This is a genomic window from Streptomyces sp. LX-29 (assembly GCF_029541745.1).
Lineage (GTDB): Bacteria > Actinomycetota > Actinomycetes > Streptomycetales > Streptomycetaceae > Streptomyces.
Genome location: NZ_CP089746.1, coordinates 2,149,389 through 2,167,241, shown reverse-complemented (window position 1 = coordinate 2,167,241; position 17,853 = coordinate 2,149,389). Strand labels below are relative to the sequence as shown.

Below are 17,853 nucleotides of genomic sequence, written 5' to 3'. Positions count from 1 at the left end.
CGCCGCGGATCGTCGTCGTCCGCCGTGCACCGCGTGTGCGCCGTCCGCGCGAAGTCCCTGCCGTGACCTCGCGGCACCCCCGAAGCCGTGCTGACGAGAGTCTCTCTTCACCGCGATGTCGCCACCGCGATTCCTTTACCGTCTGATGTGCCCTGCACGTTCACCGGTGAAACCGAACACGAACGGTAGAGTCCAACGGCGTGCACCTCAAGAGCCTGACCCTCAGAGGCTTCAAATCCTTCGCCTCCGCGACGACGCTCCGGTTCGAGCCCGGCATCACCTGTGTCGTCGGCCCCAACGGTTCGGGCAAGTCCAATGTGGTGGACGCGCTTTCCTGGGTCATGGGGGAGCAGGGTGCCAAGTCGCTGCGCGGCGGAAAGATGGAGGACGTCATCTTCGCCGGGACCACCGGCCGGCCCCCGCTGGGCCGCGCCGAGGTCTCCCTCACCATCGACAACTCCGATGGCGCGCTGCCCATCGACTACTCGGAAGTCACCATCACGCGGATCATGTTCCGCAACGGCGGCAGCGAATACCAGATCAACGGCGACACCTGCCGGCTCCTCGACATCCAGGAACTGCTCTCCGACTCCGGCATCGGCCGGGAGATGCACGTCATCGTCGGCCAGGGCCAGCTCGACTCCGTGCTGCACGCCGACCCGGCCGGCCGCCGCGCGTTCATCGAGGAGGCCGCCGGCGTCCTCAAACACCGTAAGCGCAAGGAGAAGGCGCTGCGGAAGCTGGACGCCATGCAGGCCAACCTGGCCCGCGTCCAGGACCTCACCGACGAGCTGCGCCGCCAGCTCAAGCCGCTCGGCCGGCAGGCCGCGGTGGCCCGGCGCGCCGCCGTCATCCAGGCCGATCTGCGCGACGCCCGGCTGCGGCTGCTCGCGGACGACCTGGTGACCCTGCGCTCGGCCCTGCGCGCCGAGATCGCCGATGAGGCCGCCCTCAAGGAGCGCAAGGAGGCGGCGGAGGAGCAGCTGCGCGGCGCGCTCCAGCGTGAGGCCGCGCTGGAGGAGCAGGTGCGTCGGCTCGCCCCCCGGCTCCAGCGCGCCCAGCAGACCTGGTACGAGCTCTCGCAGCTGGCGGAGCGGGTCCGGGGCACCGTCAGCCTGGCCGACGCCCGCGTCACCAGTGCCACCTCCGCGCCGGTGGAGGAGCGGCGGGGCCGCGATCCGGAGGACATGGAGCGCGAGGCCGCCCGCATCCGTGAGCAGGAGGCGGAGCTGGAGGCCGCGCTGGAGGCGGCGAGCCGGGCGCTGGAGGACACCGTCGCGCACCGCGCCGAGCTGGAGCGGCGGTTGGCCGAGGAGGAGCGCCGGCTCCGGGACGCCGCGCGTGCCGTCGCCGACCGCCGCGAGGGGCTGGCCCGGCTGCACGGCCAGGTGAACGCCGCCCGGGGCCGGGCCGGTTCCGCCCGGGCCGAGATCGACCGGCTGGCCGCCGCACGGGACGAGGCGCGCCAGCGGGCGGTCACCGCGCAGGAGGAGTACCAGCAGCTCCAGACGGAGGTGGACGGACTCGACGCCGGCGACGCCGAGTTGACCGAGCGGCACGAGGCCTCCAAGCGCGAGCTGGCCGACGCCGACACCGCGCTCGCCGCCGCCCGCGAGGCCCTGACCACGGCCGAGCGCCAGCGCGCCGCGACCTCCGCCCGACATGACGCGCTCGCCCTCGGGCTGCGCCGCAAGGACGGCACCGGCGCCCTGCTGGCCGCCACCGACCGGCTCACCGGGTTGCTCGGCCCCGCCGCCGAACTGCTCACCGTCGCCCCCGGCTACGAGATCCCCGTCGCCGCCGCCCTCGGCGCGGCCGCCGACGCGCTGGCCGTCGCCGACCCCGCCACCGCGGCCGACGCGCTGCGTCTCCTGCGCAAGCACGACGCCGGCCGGGCGGCCCTGCTGCTGGCCGTTCCCGACGATCCCGGCCCACCGCCGTCGGCCGCGGCGTACGGCGACGACTCGGCGCCGGCCCCGGGCGCGGCGGCCGGAGAGGCGGGTGCCGGCGCTGCCGCCTACGGCGCCGGCCCGGCGGCGGCCGCACCCCTCGCCGCGGCCGTGCGGCCGGGTCAGGTGCCCGGGGCCCGCGCGGCCGAGCCGGCCGCGCCGGCGGCGGCCCCCGCCGGGTGGGCCGCCGTCGCGGACCTGGTGAGCGGCCCCGCCGGGCTGCTGCCCGCGGTGCGGCGGCTGCTGGACGGCGTCGTGGTGGTCGACACCCTGGAGGACGCCGAAGAGCTGGTCGGGACCGATCCGCGGTGGACGGCCGTGACCGCCGAGGGCGATCTGCTGGGCGCGCACTTCGCCCAGGGCGGGTCCGCCGGGGCGCCGAGCCTGCTGGAGGTGCAGGCGTCGGTCGACGAGGCGGCCGCGGAGCTGACCGAGCTGGGCACGCGCTGCGAGGAGCTGGCCGAGGAGCAGCGGCGGGCGGCCGAGCGGCGTAGGGCCGGCGCCGCGCTGGTGGACGAGCTCGCCACCCGGCGCAGCGCCGCCGACCGGGAGAAGTCGCAGGTCGCGCAGGCGCTGGGGCGACTGGCCGGACAGGCGCGGGCGGCCGCGGGGGAGGCCGAGCGGATGACGGCCGCCGCCGCCAGGGCAGAGGAGGCGCTGGCGCGGGCCGAGGAGGAGGCCGAGGAGCTGGCCGCGCGGCTGGCGGTGGCCGAGGAGGAGCCCGGACAGGAGGAGCCGGACACCTCCGTACGGGACCGGCTGGCGGCGGACGGGGCCAACGCCCGGCAGACCGAGATGGAGGCGCGGCTCCAGGTGCGCACCCATGAGGAGCGGGTCAAGGGGCTGGCGGGGCGGGCGGACGCCCTGGACAGGGGGGCGCGCGCCGAGCGGGAGGCGCGGGCGCGGGCCGAGCAGCGGCGGGACCGGCTGCGGCACGAGGCGCGGGTGGCGGGTGCCGTCGCGGCCGGCGCCCGGCAGCTGTTGGCGCACGTGGAGGTGTCGCTGGTACGGGCCGAGGCGGAGCGGGACACCGCCGAGCGGGCCAAGGTCGAGCGCGAGCAGGAGCTGATCGCCGAGCGCAACCGGGGGCGCGAGCTCAAGGGCGAGCTGGACAAGTTGACCGATTCGGTGCACCGGGGCGAGGTGCTGGGCGCGGAGAAGCGGCTGCGCATCGAGCAGCTGGAGGCCAAGGCGCTGGAGGAGCTCGGTGTCGAGCCGGCCGGGCTGATCGCCGAGTACGGCCCCGACCAGCCGGTTCCGCCCTCCCCACCGGCCGAGGGCGAGGTGCTTCCGGAGGATCCGGAGCATCCCCGGAACCAGCCCGTGGCCTTCCACCGCGGCCGGCAGGAGAAGCGGCTCAAGGCAGCCGAGCGCGCGTACCAGCAGCTGGGCAAGGTGAACCCGCTGGCGCTGGAGGAGTTCGCGGCGCTGGAGGAGCGGCACAAGTTCCTCAGCGAGCAGCTGGAGGACCTGAAGAAGACCCGCGCCGACCTCCTCCAGGTGGTGAAGGAGGTCGACGAGCGGGTCGAGCAGGTCTTCACCGAGGCATACCGCGATACGGCGCGCGAGTTCGAGGGCGTCTTCTCCCGGCTGTTCCCCGGTGGCGAGGGGCGGCTGGTGCTCACCGACCCCGAGGACATGCTGGCCACCGGGGTGGATGTGGAGGCCCGGCCGCCGGGGAAGAAGGTCAAGCGGCTGTCCCTGCTGTCCGGCGGCGAGCGCTCGCTGACCGCCGTGGCGCTGCTGGTTTCGATCTTCAAGGCGCGTCCCAGCCCGTTCTATGTGATGGACGAGGTCGAGGCGGCTCTGGACGACACCAACCTCCAGCGGCTGATCCGGATCATGGTGGAGCTCCAGGAGAGCTCGCAGCTGATCGTGATCACCCACCAGAAGCGGACCATGGAGGTCGCCGACGCGCTGTACGGCGTGTCGATGCAGGGTGACGGGGTCTCCAAGGTCGTCAGTCAGCGGCTGCGCTGAAGATCATCTTCCAAAGCTCTTCAATTCTTGAAGTCAAGCCGGGGAGCGCTGCGGCATAACTTCTTAGCCACGCGCTATTGACTTCGAAACTTGAAGGCATAGTCTCTGCAACGTTGTTTTTACCTTCAAGGTTCGGCAGCGCAGCCGGGCCAGAGGAGTGAGCGTTGACCAGCACCGCGACGGCGCAGGCGTCCGAGGGCCGCAAGGCCCAACCGGACCACCTCGGCCATGTCATCTTCATCACCGCCGCCGCCGCGATGGGTGGCTTCCTCTTCGGCTACGACAGTGCCGTGATCAACGGTGCGGTCGAGGCGATCCGTGACCGCTACGAGATCGGCTCCGCCGCGCTCGCCCAGGTCATCGCCGTCGCCCTGATCGGCTGCGCGGTCGGTGCCGCCACCGCCGGCCGGATGGCCGACCGGATTGGCCGGATCCGCGTCATGCAGATCGCGGCGGCGCTGTTCACCGTCAGCGCGGTCGGCTCCGCGCTGCCGTTCTCGCTGTGGGACCTGGCCATGTGGCGGGTGCTCGGGGGCATCGGCATCGGCATGGCCTCCGTCATCGGCCCGGCCTACATCGCCGAGGTGGCCCCGCCCGCGTACCGTGGCCGGCTGGCCTCCTTCCAGCAGGCGGCGATCGTCATCGGCATCGCCATCTCCCAGCTCGTCAACTGGGGCATCCTCAACCTCGCCGACGGCGACCAGCGCGGTGAGATCGCCGGTATCGAGGCCTGGCAGTGGATGCTCGGCGTGATGGTCGTCCCGGCCGCGCTCTACGGCCTGCTGTCCTTCGCCATCCCGGAGTCGCCCCGCTTCCTGATCTCGGTCGGCAAGACCGAGCGCGCCAAGGAGGTGCTCGCCGAGGTCGAGGGCGCCGGCACCGACCTCGACGCCCGTGTCGCCGAGATCGAGCAGGCGATGGACAGCGAGCAGAAGTCGACCTTCAAGGACCTGATGGGCGGCCGCGCCGGACTGCTTCCGGTGGTCTGGATCGGCATCGGCCTCTCCGTCTTCCAGCAGCTCGTCGGCATCAACGTCGCCTTCTACTACTCCTCCACGCTGTGGCAGTCGGTCGGCGTCGACCCGAGCAGCTCGTTCTTCTACTCGTTCACCACGTCGATCATCAACATCCTCGGCACCGTGATCGCGATGATCTTCGTCGACCGCATCGGCCGGAAGCCGCTGGCGCTGATCGGCTCGGTCGGCATGGCGGTCTCGCTCGCGCTGGTCGCCTGGGCCTTCTCGGCCAAGACCGGCGCCGGCGCCGACGTGGTGCTGCCGGACACCGAGGGCACCGTCGCGCTGGTCGCCGCGCACGCCTTCGTGCTCTTCTTCGCCCTCTCCTGGGGTGTGGTGGTCTGGGTGCTGCTCGGTGAGATGTTCCCGAACAAGATCCGCGCCGCCGCGCTGGGCGTCGCCGCCTCCGCCCAGTGGGTCGCCAACTGGGCCATCACCGCCAGCTTCCCGAGCCTGTCGGAGTGGAACCTCTCGGGCACGTACGTGATGTACACGGTCTTCGCCGCGCTCTCCGTCCCGTTCATCCTCAAGTGGGTGCCGGAGACCAAGGGCAAGGCGTTGGAGGAGATGGGCTAACCCCCCCGCCAGCCTCATCTCCACAAGCGACTGCCCCGGCTCACACCGTGAGCCGGGGCAGTCGCTTGTTCCGCTTTCTCGTCCCCGCGGGTCGGACCGGCCCGCGGCAGACGGGATCAGCCCGCGGACACCGTCTCGCGCTCGGCCTCGGCCCGCTCCGGGGCGTCCACGCCCTCCCGGGCGGCCGGCAGCACCGCGTAGAGCGCCGCGGAGACCAGGATCGTCACGGCCCAGCCCAGACCGTTGCGGCCGATCCAGGTGGTGGCCAGCGGCCCGGTGAACCAGTCGACCTTGGTGAAGCAGAGGCCGAAGCCCAGGGCCAGCCCCCAGGCGGTCATCGCCTGCCAGCAGAAGCCGCCCGCGTACCAGTAGCGGCTGCCGCGCCCGGTGTCCATCAGACCCTCCGGGTCGTACTTCACCGCGCGGTCGCGGCGCCGCAGCATGTCGACGCCGAAGACGCCGATCCAGGCGGAGAAGGAGACCGCGAGCAGGGTCAGGAAGGCGATGAAGGAGGAGAGGAAGCTCTTGGCGACCAGCATCAGGATCAGACCGCCGACCAGGCTGATGACGGCGTTGACGCTGACGGCCAGGGCGCGCGGGAGCTTCACGCCCATCGTCTGGGCGGTGAACCCGGCGGAGTACATCGACAGGCTGTTGATCAGCAGCATGCCGACCAGCGCGGTGATCAGGTACGGCACGGCCAGCCAGGTCGGCAGCACGTCACCCAGGAAGGAGACCGGGTCCGGCGCCGAGGCCAGGTCCGGCTGGGCGGCGGCCATGACCGCGCCCATCAGCACCATCGGGACGACCACGATGGCCGCGCCCGACACCGTGGTGCCGACGATCGCCCGGCTGGAGGTGCGGCCGGGCAGGTAGCGGGTGAAGTCGGGACCCGAGGGCACCCAGCTGATGCCGCCGGCCGCGATGGTGCCGATGCCCGCGATCAGCATGGCGGTGGAGCCGGCCGGACGGGAGAAGATCTGGTCCCAGTCGATCTTCCAGACCAGATAGCCGAGGACCAGCACGCTGAACGCGCCGAAGAGATAGGTCGACCAGGTGTTACACACTGCCAGCACCTTGCGGCCCATGCCGCTCACCAGGAAGGTGCAGGCGACGAAGGCGAAGAGGGTGACGACGATCAGCGGGGTGCTGGACTCGATGCCGAACAGCAGCCGCAGGACGGTCAGCAGGGCGTACGCGCCGGTGACGGCGTTGATCGTCTCCCAGCCGAAGCGGGCTATCCAGAGGATCATGCCGGGGAAGTAGTTGCCCCGGACGCCGAAGGTGGCGCGCGACAGTAGCAGCCCGGGGGCGCCGCCCCACTTGCCGGCGATCGACACCAGACCGACCATGCCGTACGAGACGGCGGAGGCGCAGGCGCCGACGATCAGCACCTGCCAGATGTTCAGACCGTTGAAGACCACCAGACCGGCGCCCATGGTGAGCAGCAGCACGCTGATGTTGGCCGCGACCCAGGTCGGGAAGAGCTCCCGCGCCCGGCCTTGTCGCTCGCTCTCCGGCACCGGTTCGATGCCTCTGGTCTCGACGGCGCCCGCCTCCGCGGTGGCGGAGGACGCGGTGACGTCGTTGTCCAGGCTGTCCGTATGAGCCATGTTTTCCATGGGGTTGGAGCGCTCCGTACGAGATGGTCGTGGGGCGGGAAGCCGAGATGGATGGGGGACGCAAGGGACTCTACGCGCGTCGCGTCCCGCGTCGCCATCGTAGTTTGCTCCGACTTCGCCTGATTAGAGCCTTTGGTCCTCGATCCCGACGGCAGGGGCTGTTCCGCGGGAGGCGTGGTTGATACTGGGTGCGTTATGGAATTCGTCATCCTTGCCGTAGTCATCGCTGTGGTCGCGCTCGCCGCGATCAGCGGGCTCGTCGTCAGCGGCCGCAAGAAGCGGCAGCTGCCCCCGGCCCCGCCGAGCAGCCCGTCCGTCACCGCGCCGCCCGCCGAGCCGCACGTCGGCGAGGAGGCCGAAACCCCACGCGCCGAACCGCGCCGCACCATCGAGGAGGTCGACCTCCCGGTCGCCGAGCCCGAGGCTCCGGCGCCGACCGAGGTCGCACCGGAGGAGGCCCTGCCGGCCGCCCCCGCCATCGAGGTCCCCGAGCCCACCGCCGGTCGCCTGGTGCGGCTGCGCGCCCGGCTGTCCCGCTCCCAGAACTCCCTGGGCAAGGGTCTGCTGACGCTGCTGTCCCGTGAGCACCTCGACGAGGACACCTGGGAGGAGATCGAGGACACGCTGCTGACCGCCGACGTCGGCGTGAAGCCCACTCAGGAGCTCGTCGACCGGCTGCGCGAGCGGGTCAAGGTGCTCGGCACCCGCACCCCCGAGGAGCTGCGCGGCCTGCTGCGCGAGGAGCTGCTGCTGCTCATCGGCACCGAAGCCGATCGCTCCGTGCACACCGAGAGCGGCATGACCGAGGACGGCCGGGAGAAGCCGGGCGTCGTCCTGGTCGTCGGCGTCAACGGCACCGGCAAGACCACCACCACCGGCAAGCTGGCCCGGGTGCTGGTCGCCGACGGCAAGTCCGTCGTCCTCGGCGCCGCCGACACCTTCCGCGCCGCCGCCGCCGACCAGCTGCAGACCTGGGGCGAGCGGGTCGGTGCCCGCACCGTCCGCGGCCCCGAGGGCGGCGACCCCGCGTCCATCGCCTTCGACGCGGTCAAGGAGGGCATCGCCGAGGGCGCGGACGTCGTCCTCGTCGACACCGCCGGCCGACTGCACACCAAGACCGGGCTCATGGACGAGCTGGGCAAGGTCAAGCGGGTCGTGGAGAAGCACGGCGAGGTGGACGAGGTGCTGCTCGTCCTCGACGCCACCACGGGTCAGAACGGCCTGGTGCAGGCGCGGGTCTTCGCCGAGGTCGTGGACATCACCGGCATCGTCCTCACCAAGCTGGACGGCACCGCCAAGGGCGGCATCGTGATCGCCGTCCAGCGTGAGCTGAGCGTCCCGGTCAAGCTGGTCGGCCTGGGCGAGGGCGCGGACGACCTGGCCCCCTTCGAGCCGGAGGCGTTCGTCGACGCCCTGATCGGCAACGGGGACTGATCCGACCGAGCGACGCCGCGGCGCCCGCGCCACGGTCCGCACCACGGGCCCGCCGACTCCAGCGAGTCGGCGGGCCCGTCCGTTTCTCCCGGCGTCGTCTCTCAGGGTGTGGCCTTGTTCCCCGGGCCCCGGACGTGTGGCCTGCCACGATCCCCTGGGCGTGTTGCTGCCCTTCCCCCGAGCCTTCCGGGCGTGTGGCCCTTCCCCAGCCTCCGGCGTGTGGCCTTACCCGGTCCCGTGGGCGAGCGAGTCCCCAGGGCTTCTGGGCGCGCGCGTCTTCCCCTGGGTCCTGGGTGTGTGCCGACCCGGGCGTGCGGCGTCTGCCCAGGAGGTCCGGGCGGGTGGTTCCCCCGGGGGCGGCTCGGCCGCGGCCGGTCGCTCAGCCGCAGAAGGGGGCGCGGTTGCAGGCGTACGCCAGCGTCCCCAGCAGCAGCCGGGCCTCCGGCGGCCGGCCGGCCGTCTCCAGCGTCGGCGGGCGCAGCCAGCGGACCGGGCCGAGCCCGCCGAGGTCGGAGGGCGGGGCGGTGACGTGGTCGCCGGGGCCCAGGCAGCGCAGATCGAGGTCCGCGTCGTCCCAACCCATCCGGTAGAGCAGCCGCGGCAACTCGGCGGCGGCACCCGGGGCGACGAAGAACTGCGCCCGCCCGTGCGGGGTGGCGGCCACCGGGCCCAGTGGCAGGCCCATCCGCTCGAGTCGTACCAGGGCGTGCTGGCCGGCCTGCTCGGCGACGTCCAGGACGTCGAAGGCGCCGCCCACCGGGAGCAGCACGGCGGCTCCGGGCACCTCGCCCCATGCCGCCGCGGCGTCGTCGAGGGTGGCCCCGGCGGGCACCGTCGGGGCGAAGGAGAGCGGGTGTGCGCCCGGTGCCGGGCATCCGGCCGCGCCGCAGGAGCACTCCGCCCTGCCGCCCGAGCCGCGGACGGCCGCGCGGGCTCCGGGCACCACGTCCCAGCCCCACAGCCCGGTGTACTCCGCCACCGTGGTGCACTCGGGCGTGCGGCCGCGGCGCCGTGGGCCGGCCCCCTTGTTCCGGTGGTCCCGGATGCCGCCGATCGTGAAGCCCATGCCCCCTCCAACGGGTCGCGCTCATCGATGGTTACGACCCGGAGTCTCGCGCTCACATGGTGTCGCCGTCGGGCGTGGCGGCAGCGCACGGAGGCGAGGCGCGGTGGCGTGCAGCGCCGCTTGCGCCCCTGTGTGCGCCGTCGCACCCACTGCCTGATCGTCCTGAGTCAAGTGAATCGCGCGAAGCCGCGCAGCAGTTCAGTCGAAGGGGTGGCGAATGGTGGCGTTTAAGTAAACGGCCTCGCCAGGAGCGTGATCGTAGGATTACTTTCGGTGCATGAGCCCTGGGTGTCTTCGCCCGCCGCGGGGTATGCCGATGACACGGCGGCCCGTCCGGAGTGGCTCGTTCGGCGCGTTACGGTCCTCCTCCAAGAGGCCGACTGGGCTCCGACGACGGCATTCTGATGGCGGTTCGAAAGGTTTCGTGGGATGGGGGCCTTCCTGTGAGCGGCACCGGCGGAAGCGCTGACAAGCGCCCCAACGAGCAGCTGGGATCGTGGTTCGTGCGCAGCGGCTGGTCCAAGGGCGAGCTGGCGCGCCAGGTGAACCGCAGGGCGCGGCAGATCGGCGCGCACCACATCAGCACCGACACCTCCCGGGTGCGGCGCTGGCTGGACGGCGAGCAGCCGCGCGAGCCGATCCCGCGGATCCTCTCCGAGCTCTTCTCGGAGCGCTTCGGATGCGTGGTGGGCGTCGAGGACCTGGGACTGCGCCCGGTGCACCAGTCGCCCTCGGTCTCCGGCGTCGACCTGCCCTGGGCCGGCCCGCAGACGGTCTCGCTGCTCAGCGAGTTCTCGCGCAGCGATCTGATGCTCGCCCGTCGGGGCTTCCTCGGCACCTCGCTGGCGCTGGCCGCCGGCCCCGCCCTGATCGAGCCGATGCAGCGGTGGCTCACCCCGCTGCCGGCCGGCGGGCAGCCGCCGCAGTCCGACGGCGACCGCTCGCGCCGGCCGTCCCGGCTCTCCAGGCCGGAGCTCGAGCTGTTGGAGGCCACCGCGGTCATGTTCCGCAAGTGGGACGCCCAGTGCGGCGGCGGGCTGCGCCGCAAGGCCGTCGTCGGCCAGCTGCACGAGGTCACCGACCTGCTCCAGGAGAACCACTCGGAGGCCAGCGGGAAGCGGCTGTTCACCGTCGCCGCCGAGCTCGCCGAGCTGGCCGGGTGGATGAGCTACGACATCGGGATGCACCCCACCGCCCAGAAGTACTTCGTGCTCGCGCTGCACGCCGCCAAGGAGGCCGGTGATCGGCCCCTGGGGTCGTACATCCTCTCCAGCATGAGCCGACAGATGATCCACCTGGGGCGCCCGGACGACGCCCTGGAGCTGATCCACCTGGCGCAGTACGGCAGCCAGCAGAGCGCCACCCCGCGCACCCAGGCCATGCTGTATGCGATGGAGGCGCGGGCCTACGCCAATATGGGCCAGCCCAACAAGTGCCACCGCGCGGTGCGGCTGGCCGAGGACGCCTTCAGCGACTGCGCCCGGGGCGACGGCGACCCGGACTGGATCCGGTTCTTCTCCGAGGCCGAGCTCAACGCGGAGAACGCCCACTCCTACCGCGACCTGGCCTATGTGGCCGGGCGAAGCCCCACCTACGCCGAGCGCGCCACCCCGTACATGCGCAGGGCCGTGGAGCTGTTCGCCAAGGAGGCCGAGCAGGAGGACGGGCACACCCGGTCGTACGCCCTCAATCTGATCGGCATGGCCACCGTCCATCTGCTCCAGCGCGAGCCGGAGCAGTCCGCGCAGCTCGCCGAGAAGGCGCTGCCCTTCGCCAAGCGGGTGCGCTCGGAGCGGGTGAACAACCGGCTCCGCAAGACGGTGGACACCGCCGTGCGGGACTTCGGCGACGTGCCCGCGGTGGCGCAGCTGCACGAGCAGCTCATGGTCCAGCTGCCCGACTCCGGCGAGGGCGCGGCCCGCGCGGTCTGACCGACCGCTTTCAGCCACCGGGCGAGCCCGCCCGCCATACGGCGGGTTCACGCGGGCGTAACACGCCGTGCGCCTTCGTCACTGCCGCGAAACACCGTCGGGCATCGACTGAAACCGCCCTGCGCCAACCTCATGGCGAAAACCGGCCCATCCCTTTCTCCACATCCCGCACGGGCCGCCGCTTCGAGGGAGACGTCGACATTGAATGGTGCAGATACGGCATTCGTCTTGATCAGTGCCGCGCTCGTGATGCTGATGACGCCCGGCCTGGCTTTCTTCTACGGCGGCATGGTGCGGGTGAAAAGCGCCCTCAACATGCTGATGATGTCCTTCATCTCGCTCGGCATCGTCAGCGTGCTGTGGGTGCTGTACGGGTACTCGCTCACCTTCGGTGACGACATCGGGGGCGGGCTGCTGGGCGACTTCAGCCACATCGGCCTCAAGGGCATCGACCCGGAGACGCTGACCGGTGGCAAGGAGGGCATCCCGGTCCTCGCCTTCGCGCTCTTCCAGCTGATGTTCGCGATCATCACGCCCGCCCTGATGAGCGGCGCGCTCGCGGACCGGGTGAAGTTCAGCGCCTGGGCGCTGTTCATCACGCTGTGGGTGAGCGTCGTCTACTTCCCGGTCGCGCACTGGGTCTGGCAGGCCGACGGCTGGCTGTTCCAGCTCAAGGTGATCGACTTCGCGGGCGGTACGGCGGTGCACATCAACGCCGGCGTCGGCGCGCTCGCCGCGGTGCTGGTGGTCGGCAAGCGGATCGGTTTCAAGAAGGACCCGATGCGACCGCACAGCCTGCCCCTGGTGATGCTCGGCGCCGCGCTGCTGTGGTTCGGCTGGTTCGGCTTCAACGCCGGCTCCGCGCTGGCCGCCAACGGCACCGCCGCTACCATGGCGTTCAACACCCAGGTCGCCACCGGCGCCGCGATGCTCGGCTGGCTGGCCTACGAGCGCATCCGGCACGGCGCGTTCACCACCCTGGGCGCGGCCTCCGGCGCGGTCGCCGGCCTGGTCGCCATCACCCCCTCCGGCGCCGCGGTCAACGCCTTCGGCGCGATCCTCATCGGCCTGGTCGCCGGCGTCGCCTGCTCCTGGGCGGTCAGCTGGAAGTTCAAGCTGGGCTTCGACGACTCGCTGGACGTCGTCGGCGTCCACCTGGTCGGCGGTGTGATCGGTACGCTGCTGGTCGGCGTGCTCGCCATCGACGGTGTCGGCGGCCTGGAGCAGCTGGGCAGGCAGGCGGTCGGTGCCTTCTCGGTGATGGCGTTCTCCTTCGTCGTCTCCTACCTCCTGGCCAAGCTCGTCGACTCCACCATCGGCTTCCGAGCCAGCGAGGACGACGAGGTCGGCGGCGTCGACCAGGCGTTCCACGCCGAGACGGCGTACGACTTCAGCGCGGTGGGCGGCGCGCCGACCGGCCGCACCGCGGCACCCCGACCGGCCGAGGCCGTCGCCGCCCCGATCAGCAAGAAGGTGGACGCATGAAGCTCATCACCGCGGTTGTGAAGCCGTTCAAGTCCGACGAGATCAAGGAGGCCCTCCAGGCGTTCGGGGTCAAGGGCCTGACCATCAGTGAGGCCAGCGGCTACGGACGGCAGCGCGGCCACACCGAGGTCTACCGAGGCGCCGAGTACAAGATCGACCTGGTGCCGAAGGTGCGCATAGAGGTACTCGTCGAGGACGACGACGCCGACGACGTCATCGACGTCCTGGTCCGGGCCGCCCACACCGGCAAGATCGGCGACGGGAAGGTGTGGAGCATCCCCGTGGACACGGTGGTCCGCGTCCGCACCGGCGAGCGCGGCCCCGAGGCCCTGTAGCCGCCCCACGTGAGCGGGCCCGACCGGGCCGACCGGGCCCGGTCCGGCCGCCCGTGAGTTCCGGAGGGCCGGTGGCTCGGTGGCAGGGGCTCCGGCGGGCCGGGGGTCCGTGGTGGATGTCTGGCGGGGCGTGCCGCCCTCTGGTCGGCGGCCTCCCGGTCGGGGTCCCGCGGGGCCGGTGCGCGGCGCCTACCGTGATCGGTCTGGCGGGGCGTGCGGCCTTCCGGTCGGCGGCCTCCCGGTCGGGGTCCCGCGGGGCCGGTGCGTGGGCCTACCGTGACCGGCCCTCTCAGACGGCCGAGTGGCCCCGGTCCACGGGGCCTGTACCTCGGCCCGTCGGATCGCCCGTCGGGGTCGGGCGACCCGGGGCCGGACGGCCGGCGGCTCGTGGGAGGTCCCGGCAGGGGGGGGCGGGACCACCGGTCGCCGGCGCCGGCCGCCGCGTGGGTCCGGCCATCGGGCGGGCCGCGCGGCGGCCGACAGGGCGAGCCGAGGCCGGGGGCGAATGGCCGGCGACAGCTTCCCGCCGGGAGCCGTCACGCCGGGGATGGGGGGCTTTTGGACACGGTCTCTCGGGCCTGGCCTCGCGGGGGAGCGGCGGCCCCGTCGGGGAACCAGCGTGGGCCCGCCATCGGTGCGCACCGCCGGCAGGCGTCGCGGGCCTCGGCCAACCGGGACCGCGGGACACCGCGGGACACCGCGTGTGGCGCGGGGCGGTGCCTCGCCGTCGGCCGGCCGTCGGCGAACGCGTCGACACCGGACGGCGCCCACACCGCCCAGGTGCCTTGGCTCGCCGGGCATCCGGGAGAGGAGGGGGAGCCCGGAGGGGCCGGATGCCACCGACAGCGCGCCGCGGTCCTCCGGGGCTACCCCGGGGAAGGCGGGCGACCGTGCGGACCGACGGAGCCGGGCCCGCAGGGTCGGGGTCGGCGCCCTCCGGCGCCTTTCGGGGCGGTCCGGTGGACCCGGACGTTCCGACCCGTTCGGCTCGGTGTCTGGCGAAGGCGGTCCGGTTCGAGGGAGCCGGGTCGGTTGAGTGGTTCGGCTTGGCGGGATCCGGGGGGGGCCGGTCGTTCCGAGCTCCCCGAGGCGGTGGGGCGGGCGCTCCTCGGGGCGTGGTGGGGCGGTGGTTCGGGGCCCGGGTGTCCCGGGCTGCCGGCTCAGGAGGGGGACGTCCAGCGGACGGTCCGACGGACCCGGACCCGCCGGGCCGGGGGCGGCGCCCTCCGCGCCGTCCGGTGGTCTCCGGCGCCCTCCGGGGCGGTCCGGTGGACCCGGACGTTCCGACCCGTTCGGCTCGGTGTCTGGCGAAGGCGGTCCGGTTCGAGGGAGCCGGGTCGGTTGAGTGGTTCGGCTTGGCGGGATCCGGGGGCCGGTCGTTCCGAGCTCCCCGAGGCGGTGGGGCGGGCGCTCCTCGGGGCGTGGTGGGGCGGTGGTTCGGGGCCCGGGTGTCCCGGGCTGCCGGCTCAGGAGGGGGACGTCCGGTGGACGGTCCGGCGGACCCGGGCCCGCCGGGCCGGGGCGGCGCCCTCCGGCGCCCTCCGGCGCCCTCCGGCGCCCTCCGGCGCCCTCCGGCGCCCTCCGGCGCCCTCCGGCGCCCTCCGGCGCCCTCCGGCGCCCTCCGGCGCCCTCCGGCGCCCTCCGGCGCCGTCCGGTGGTCTCCGGCGCCCCCGGCACCTTCCGGGGGCCGGTGGCCCCGGAGGGTCCGAGCCGTTCGGCTCGGCGCTCGCCGAAGGGCGGTGCGAAAGCCGGTGGGCCCGACCCGCCGGCGTACAGCTGACGTCACGAAGGAGCCCGAGTTGACGGAAAGGGTCACCATGACCGACACCAGCGGCCCGGTGCCCGGCGGCTACGCGGGGGCCCGGCTGCGGCTCCTCCAGGAGGATCCGCGCACGGGCGCCCCGCGCCGTGCGGCGCTGGCCCGGCTGACCGACGCCTGGCTGGCCACGCTGCTGGGGGACGCGCCCGGCGTGGCGCTGGTCGCCGTGGGCGGCTACGGACGCGGGGAGCTGTCCCCGCGCAGCGACCTCGATGTGCTGCTGCTGCACGAGGACAGGGCGGACCCGGCCGCCGTCGCGGCGCTCGCCGACCGCGTCTGGTACCCGGTGTGGGACATGGGCCTGGACCTCGACCACTCGGTGCGCACCCCGGCCCAGGCCCGCAGAACCGCGGCCGAGGACCTCAAGGCCCACCTGGGGCTGCTGGACGCCCGGCACATCGCGGGCGACCCCGCACTCACCGCCGCGCTGCGCACGACCCTGCTCGCCGACTGGCGTGCCCGGGCCCCCAAGCGGCTGCCCGAGCTGCGGGAGATGTGCCAGGAGCGCGCCCGCCGCCACGGTGAGCTCCCCTTCCTGCTCGAACCCGATCTCAAGGAGGCGCGCGGCGGGCTGCGCGACGCCACCGCCCTGCGCGCCATCGCCGCCTCCTGGCTCGCCGACGCCCCGCGCGAGGGGCTGGAGGAGGCGCGCGGGCGGCTCCTGGACACCCGCGACGCGCTGCATCTGGCCACCGGGCGGGCCACCGACCGGCTCGCGCTTCAGGAGCAGGCCCAGGTGGCCGCCGGTCTGGGGCTGGCGGACGCCGACGCGCTGCTGCGGCAGGTCTACGCGGCGGCGCGTACGGTCGCCTACGCCGCCGACGTCACCTGGCGCGAGGTCGGTCGGGTGCTGCGCGCGCGGTCGGCCCGGCCGCGGCTGCGCGGACTGCTGGCCGGGCGCGGCGGGCGGGTGCCGGGCGGTGACGCGGCCGTCGGCCGCCGCCCGCTGGCCGAGGGCGTCGTCGAGCAGGACGGCGAGGTGGTGCTGGCCCGCAGCGCGCGCCCCGAGCGGGACCCGGTGCTCCCGCTGCGCGCCGCCGCGGCCGCGGCCCAGGCCGGGCTGCCGCTGTCGCCGCACGCGGTCCGTCGGTTGGCCGCGGTCGCCGCCGAGCACCCGCTGCCGGTGCCGTGGCCCGCCGAGGCCCGCGACCAGCTGGTGACCCTGCTGGGGGCGGGCGACTCGACGGTGCCGGTGTGGGAGGCGTTGGAGGCCGAGGGCCTGATCACCGCGCTGCTGCCGCAGTGGGAACGGGTCCGCTTCCGGCCGCAGCGCAACCCCGTGCACCGCTGGACCGTGGACCGGCACCTGGTCGAGACGGCGGTGCGGGCCACCGCGTTCACCCGCCGGGTGGACCGCCCGGACCTGCTGCTGGTCGGGGCGCTGCTGCACGACATCGGCAAGGGCTGGCCGGGCGACCACTCGGAGGCCGGCGCGGCCGTCGTCCGCGAGATCGCCGCCCGGGTCGGCTTCGACGCCGCCGACACGGCCGTCCTGGCCGCTCTCGCCCGCCACCACCTGCTTCTGGTCGAGACCGCCACCCGGCGCGACCTGGACGACCCGGCGACCGTACGGACGGTCGCCGAGGCCGTCGGCAGCCGTTCCACGCTGGAGCTGCTGCACGCGCTGACCGAGGCCGACGCGCTCGCCACCGGCCCCGCCGCCTGGAGCGCCTGGCGTGCCTCCCTCGTCGCCGACCTGGTCGGCCGCGTCTCCGCGCGGCTCGACGGCGAGCCGCAGCCGGCCCGTGCGCCCGCGCCGCGGACCACCGCCCAGCAGGAACGGCTCGCCGTCGAGGCATGGCGCACCGGCGGCCCGGTGCTGGCCCTGCACGCCTGCCCGGAGGGGGCTACGGCGTCCGCGGGCTCCGCGGAGCCGCCGCACCACCCGCCCACGGACGTCGGGCCGACCGGAACCGAGCCGACCGGAACCGGGCCGACCGGGACCGAGCCGATCGGGGTGGAGCTCCTCATCGCCGTGCCGGACCAGCCCGGGGTGCTCCCGGCGGCCGCCGGGGTGCTGGCCCTGCATCGGCTGACGGTTCGCGCGGCGGATCTGCGCTCCGTGGAGCTGCCGGCCGAGCTGACGGCTCCGGACGCGGCGTCCGCGGAGGCCGCGCCCGGCTGCGCGCTGGTGCTGAGCTGGCGGGTCGCCGCCGAGTACGGCTCGCTGCCGCAGCCCGTACGGCTGCGCAAGGACCTGCTGCGGGCGCTCGACGGCTCGCTCGACATCGCCGCCCGGCTCGCCGAGCGGGAGGCCGCGTACGCGCGATACCCGCGCCGCCGCGGGCCGCAGGCCCCGCCGCCGCGGGTCACCGTCGCCCCCGGCGGCTCCCAGCACGCCACGGTGATCGAGGTGCGCGCCCAGGACGCCCCCGGTCTGCTGCACCGCATCGGCCGGGCCCTGGAGGGCGCCGGGGCGCGGGTGCGCAGCGCGCACGTGAGCACGCTGGGATCCAACGCGGTGGACGCGTTCTACGTGACGGGGCCGGCCGGGGCGCCGCTGCCGGACGCGGAGGCCGCGGAGCTGGCCCGGAGGATCGAGCGGGCCCTCGCCGACTAGCGCACCCCCGCCGACCAGGGACGCTGGGTGCCGGTCCCGGTTCGCGGGCACCGGCGGAGCGGGGGCGGAGCCGCCGCACG

At 73.9% G+C, this 17,853-nt stretch carries 9 protein-coding genes; 7 read left to right on the top strand and 2 right to left on the bottom strand.

Annotated features, from left to right (window positions below; all coding sequences use genetic code 11):
* Positions 1-200: 200 nt before the first annotated feature.
* Positions 201-3,929, top strand: a complete 3,729-nt coding sequence (locus LRS74_RS09120) for an AAA family ATPase (protein ID WP_277740535.1) — start codon at positions 201-203, stop codon at positions 3,927-3,929.
* A gap of 164 nt (positions 3,930-4,093) precedes the next feature.
* Positions 4,094-5,521 carry a sugar porter family MFS transporter gene (locus tag LRS74_RS09115; RefSeq protein ID WP_277740534.1) on the top strand — a complete coding sequence of 476 codons (1,428 nt, stop codon included), beginning with the start codon at positions 4,094-4,096 and terminating at the stop codon, positions 5,519-5,521.
* Positions 5,522-5,637: 116 nt separating this feature from the next.
* Here LRS74_RS09115 and LRS74_RS09110 read toward each other — a convergent pair whose 3' ends face one another.
* Entirely contained in the window at positions 5,638-7,134 is a 1,497-nt protein-coding gene (locus LRS74_RS09110) for a cytosine permease (protein WP_277740533.1), read from the bottom strand.
* Positions 7,135-7,338: 204 nt separating this feature from the next.
* Between LRS74_RS09110 and ftsY the strand changes: the two genes are divergently transcribed.
* Positions 7,339-8,577, top strand: a complete 1,239-nt coding sequence (ftsY, locus tag LRS74_RS09105) for a signal recognition particle-docking protein FtsY (protein ID WP_277740532.1) — start codon at positions 7,339-7,341, stop codon at positions 8,575-8,577.
* A gap of 379 nt (positions 8,578-8,956) precedes the next feature.
* On the opposite strand, the gene LRS74_RS09100 is transcribed toward ftsY, so the two are convergent.
* Entirely contained in the window at positions 8,957-9,643 is a 687-nt protein-coding gene (locus LRS74_RS09100; protein ID WP_277740530.1) for a bifunctional DNA primase/polymerase, read from the bottom strand.
* A 443-nt stretch (positions 9,644-10,086) separates the two neighbouring features.
* Here LRS74_RS09100 and LRS74_RS09095 point away from each other — a divergent pair, with 443 nt between their 5' ends.
* The 4 genes from LRS74_RS09095 (at position 10,087) to LRS74_RS09080 (ending at position 17,773) form a co-directional block, all read left to right on the top strand.
* Positions 10,087-11,574 carry a hypothetical protein gene (locus tag LRS74_RS09095; protein WP_277740529.1) on the top strand — a complete coding sequence of 496 codons (1,488 nt, stop codon included), beginning with the start codon at positions 10,087-10,089 and terminating at the stop codon, positions 11,572-11,574.
* Positions 11,575-11,775: 201 nt separating this feature from the next.
* Positions 11,776-13,059 carry an ammonium transporter gene (locus tag LRS74_RS09090; RefSeq protein WP_277740528.1) on the top strand — a complete coding sequence of 428 codons (1,284 nt, stop codon included), beginning with the start codon at positions 11,776-11,778 and terminating at the stop codon, positions 13,057-13,059.
* Entirely contained in the window at positions 13,056-13,394 is a 339-nt protein-coding gene (locus LRS74_RS09085) for a P-II family nitrogen regulator (protein ID WP_144381718.1), read from the top strand. Before LRS74_RS09090 ends, LRS74_RS09085 begins: the two co-directional genes overlap by 4 nt.
* 1,817 nt (positions 13,395-15,211) lie before the next feature.
* On the top strand, positions 15,212-17,773 hold the full coding sequence (locus LRS74_RS09080) for a [protein-PII] uridylyltransferase (RefSeq protein WP_277744670.1): 2,562 nt from the start codon (positions 15,212-15,214) through the stop codon (positions 17,771-17,773).
* Positions 17,774-17,853: the final 80 nt, after the last annotated feature.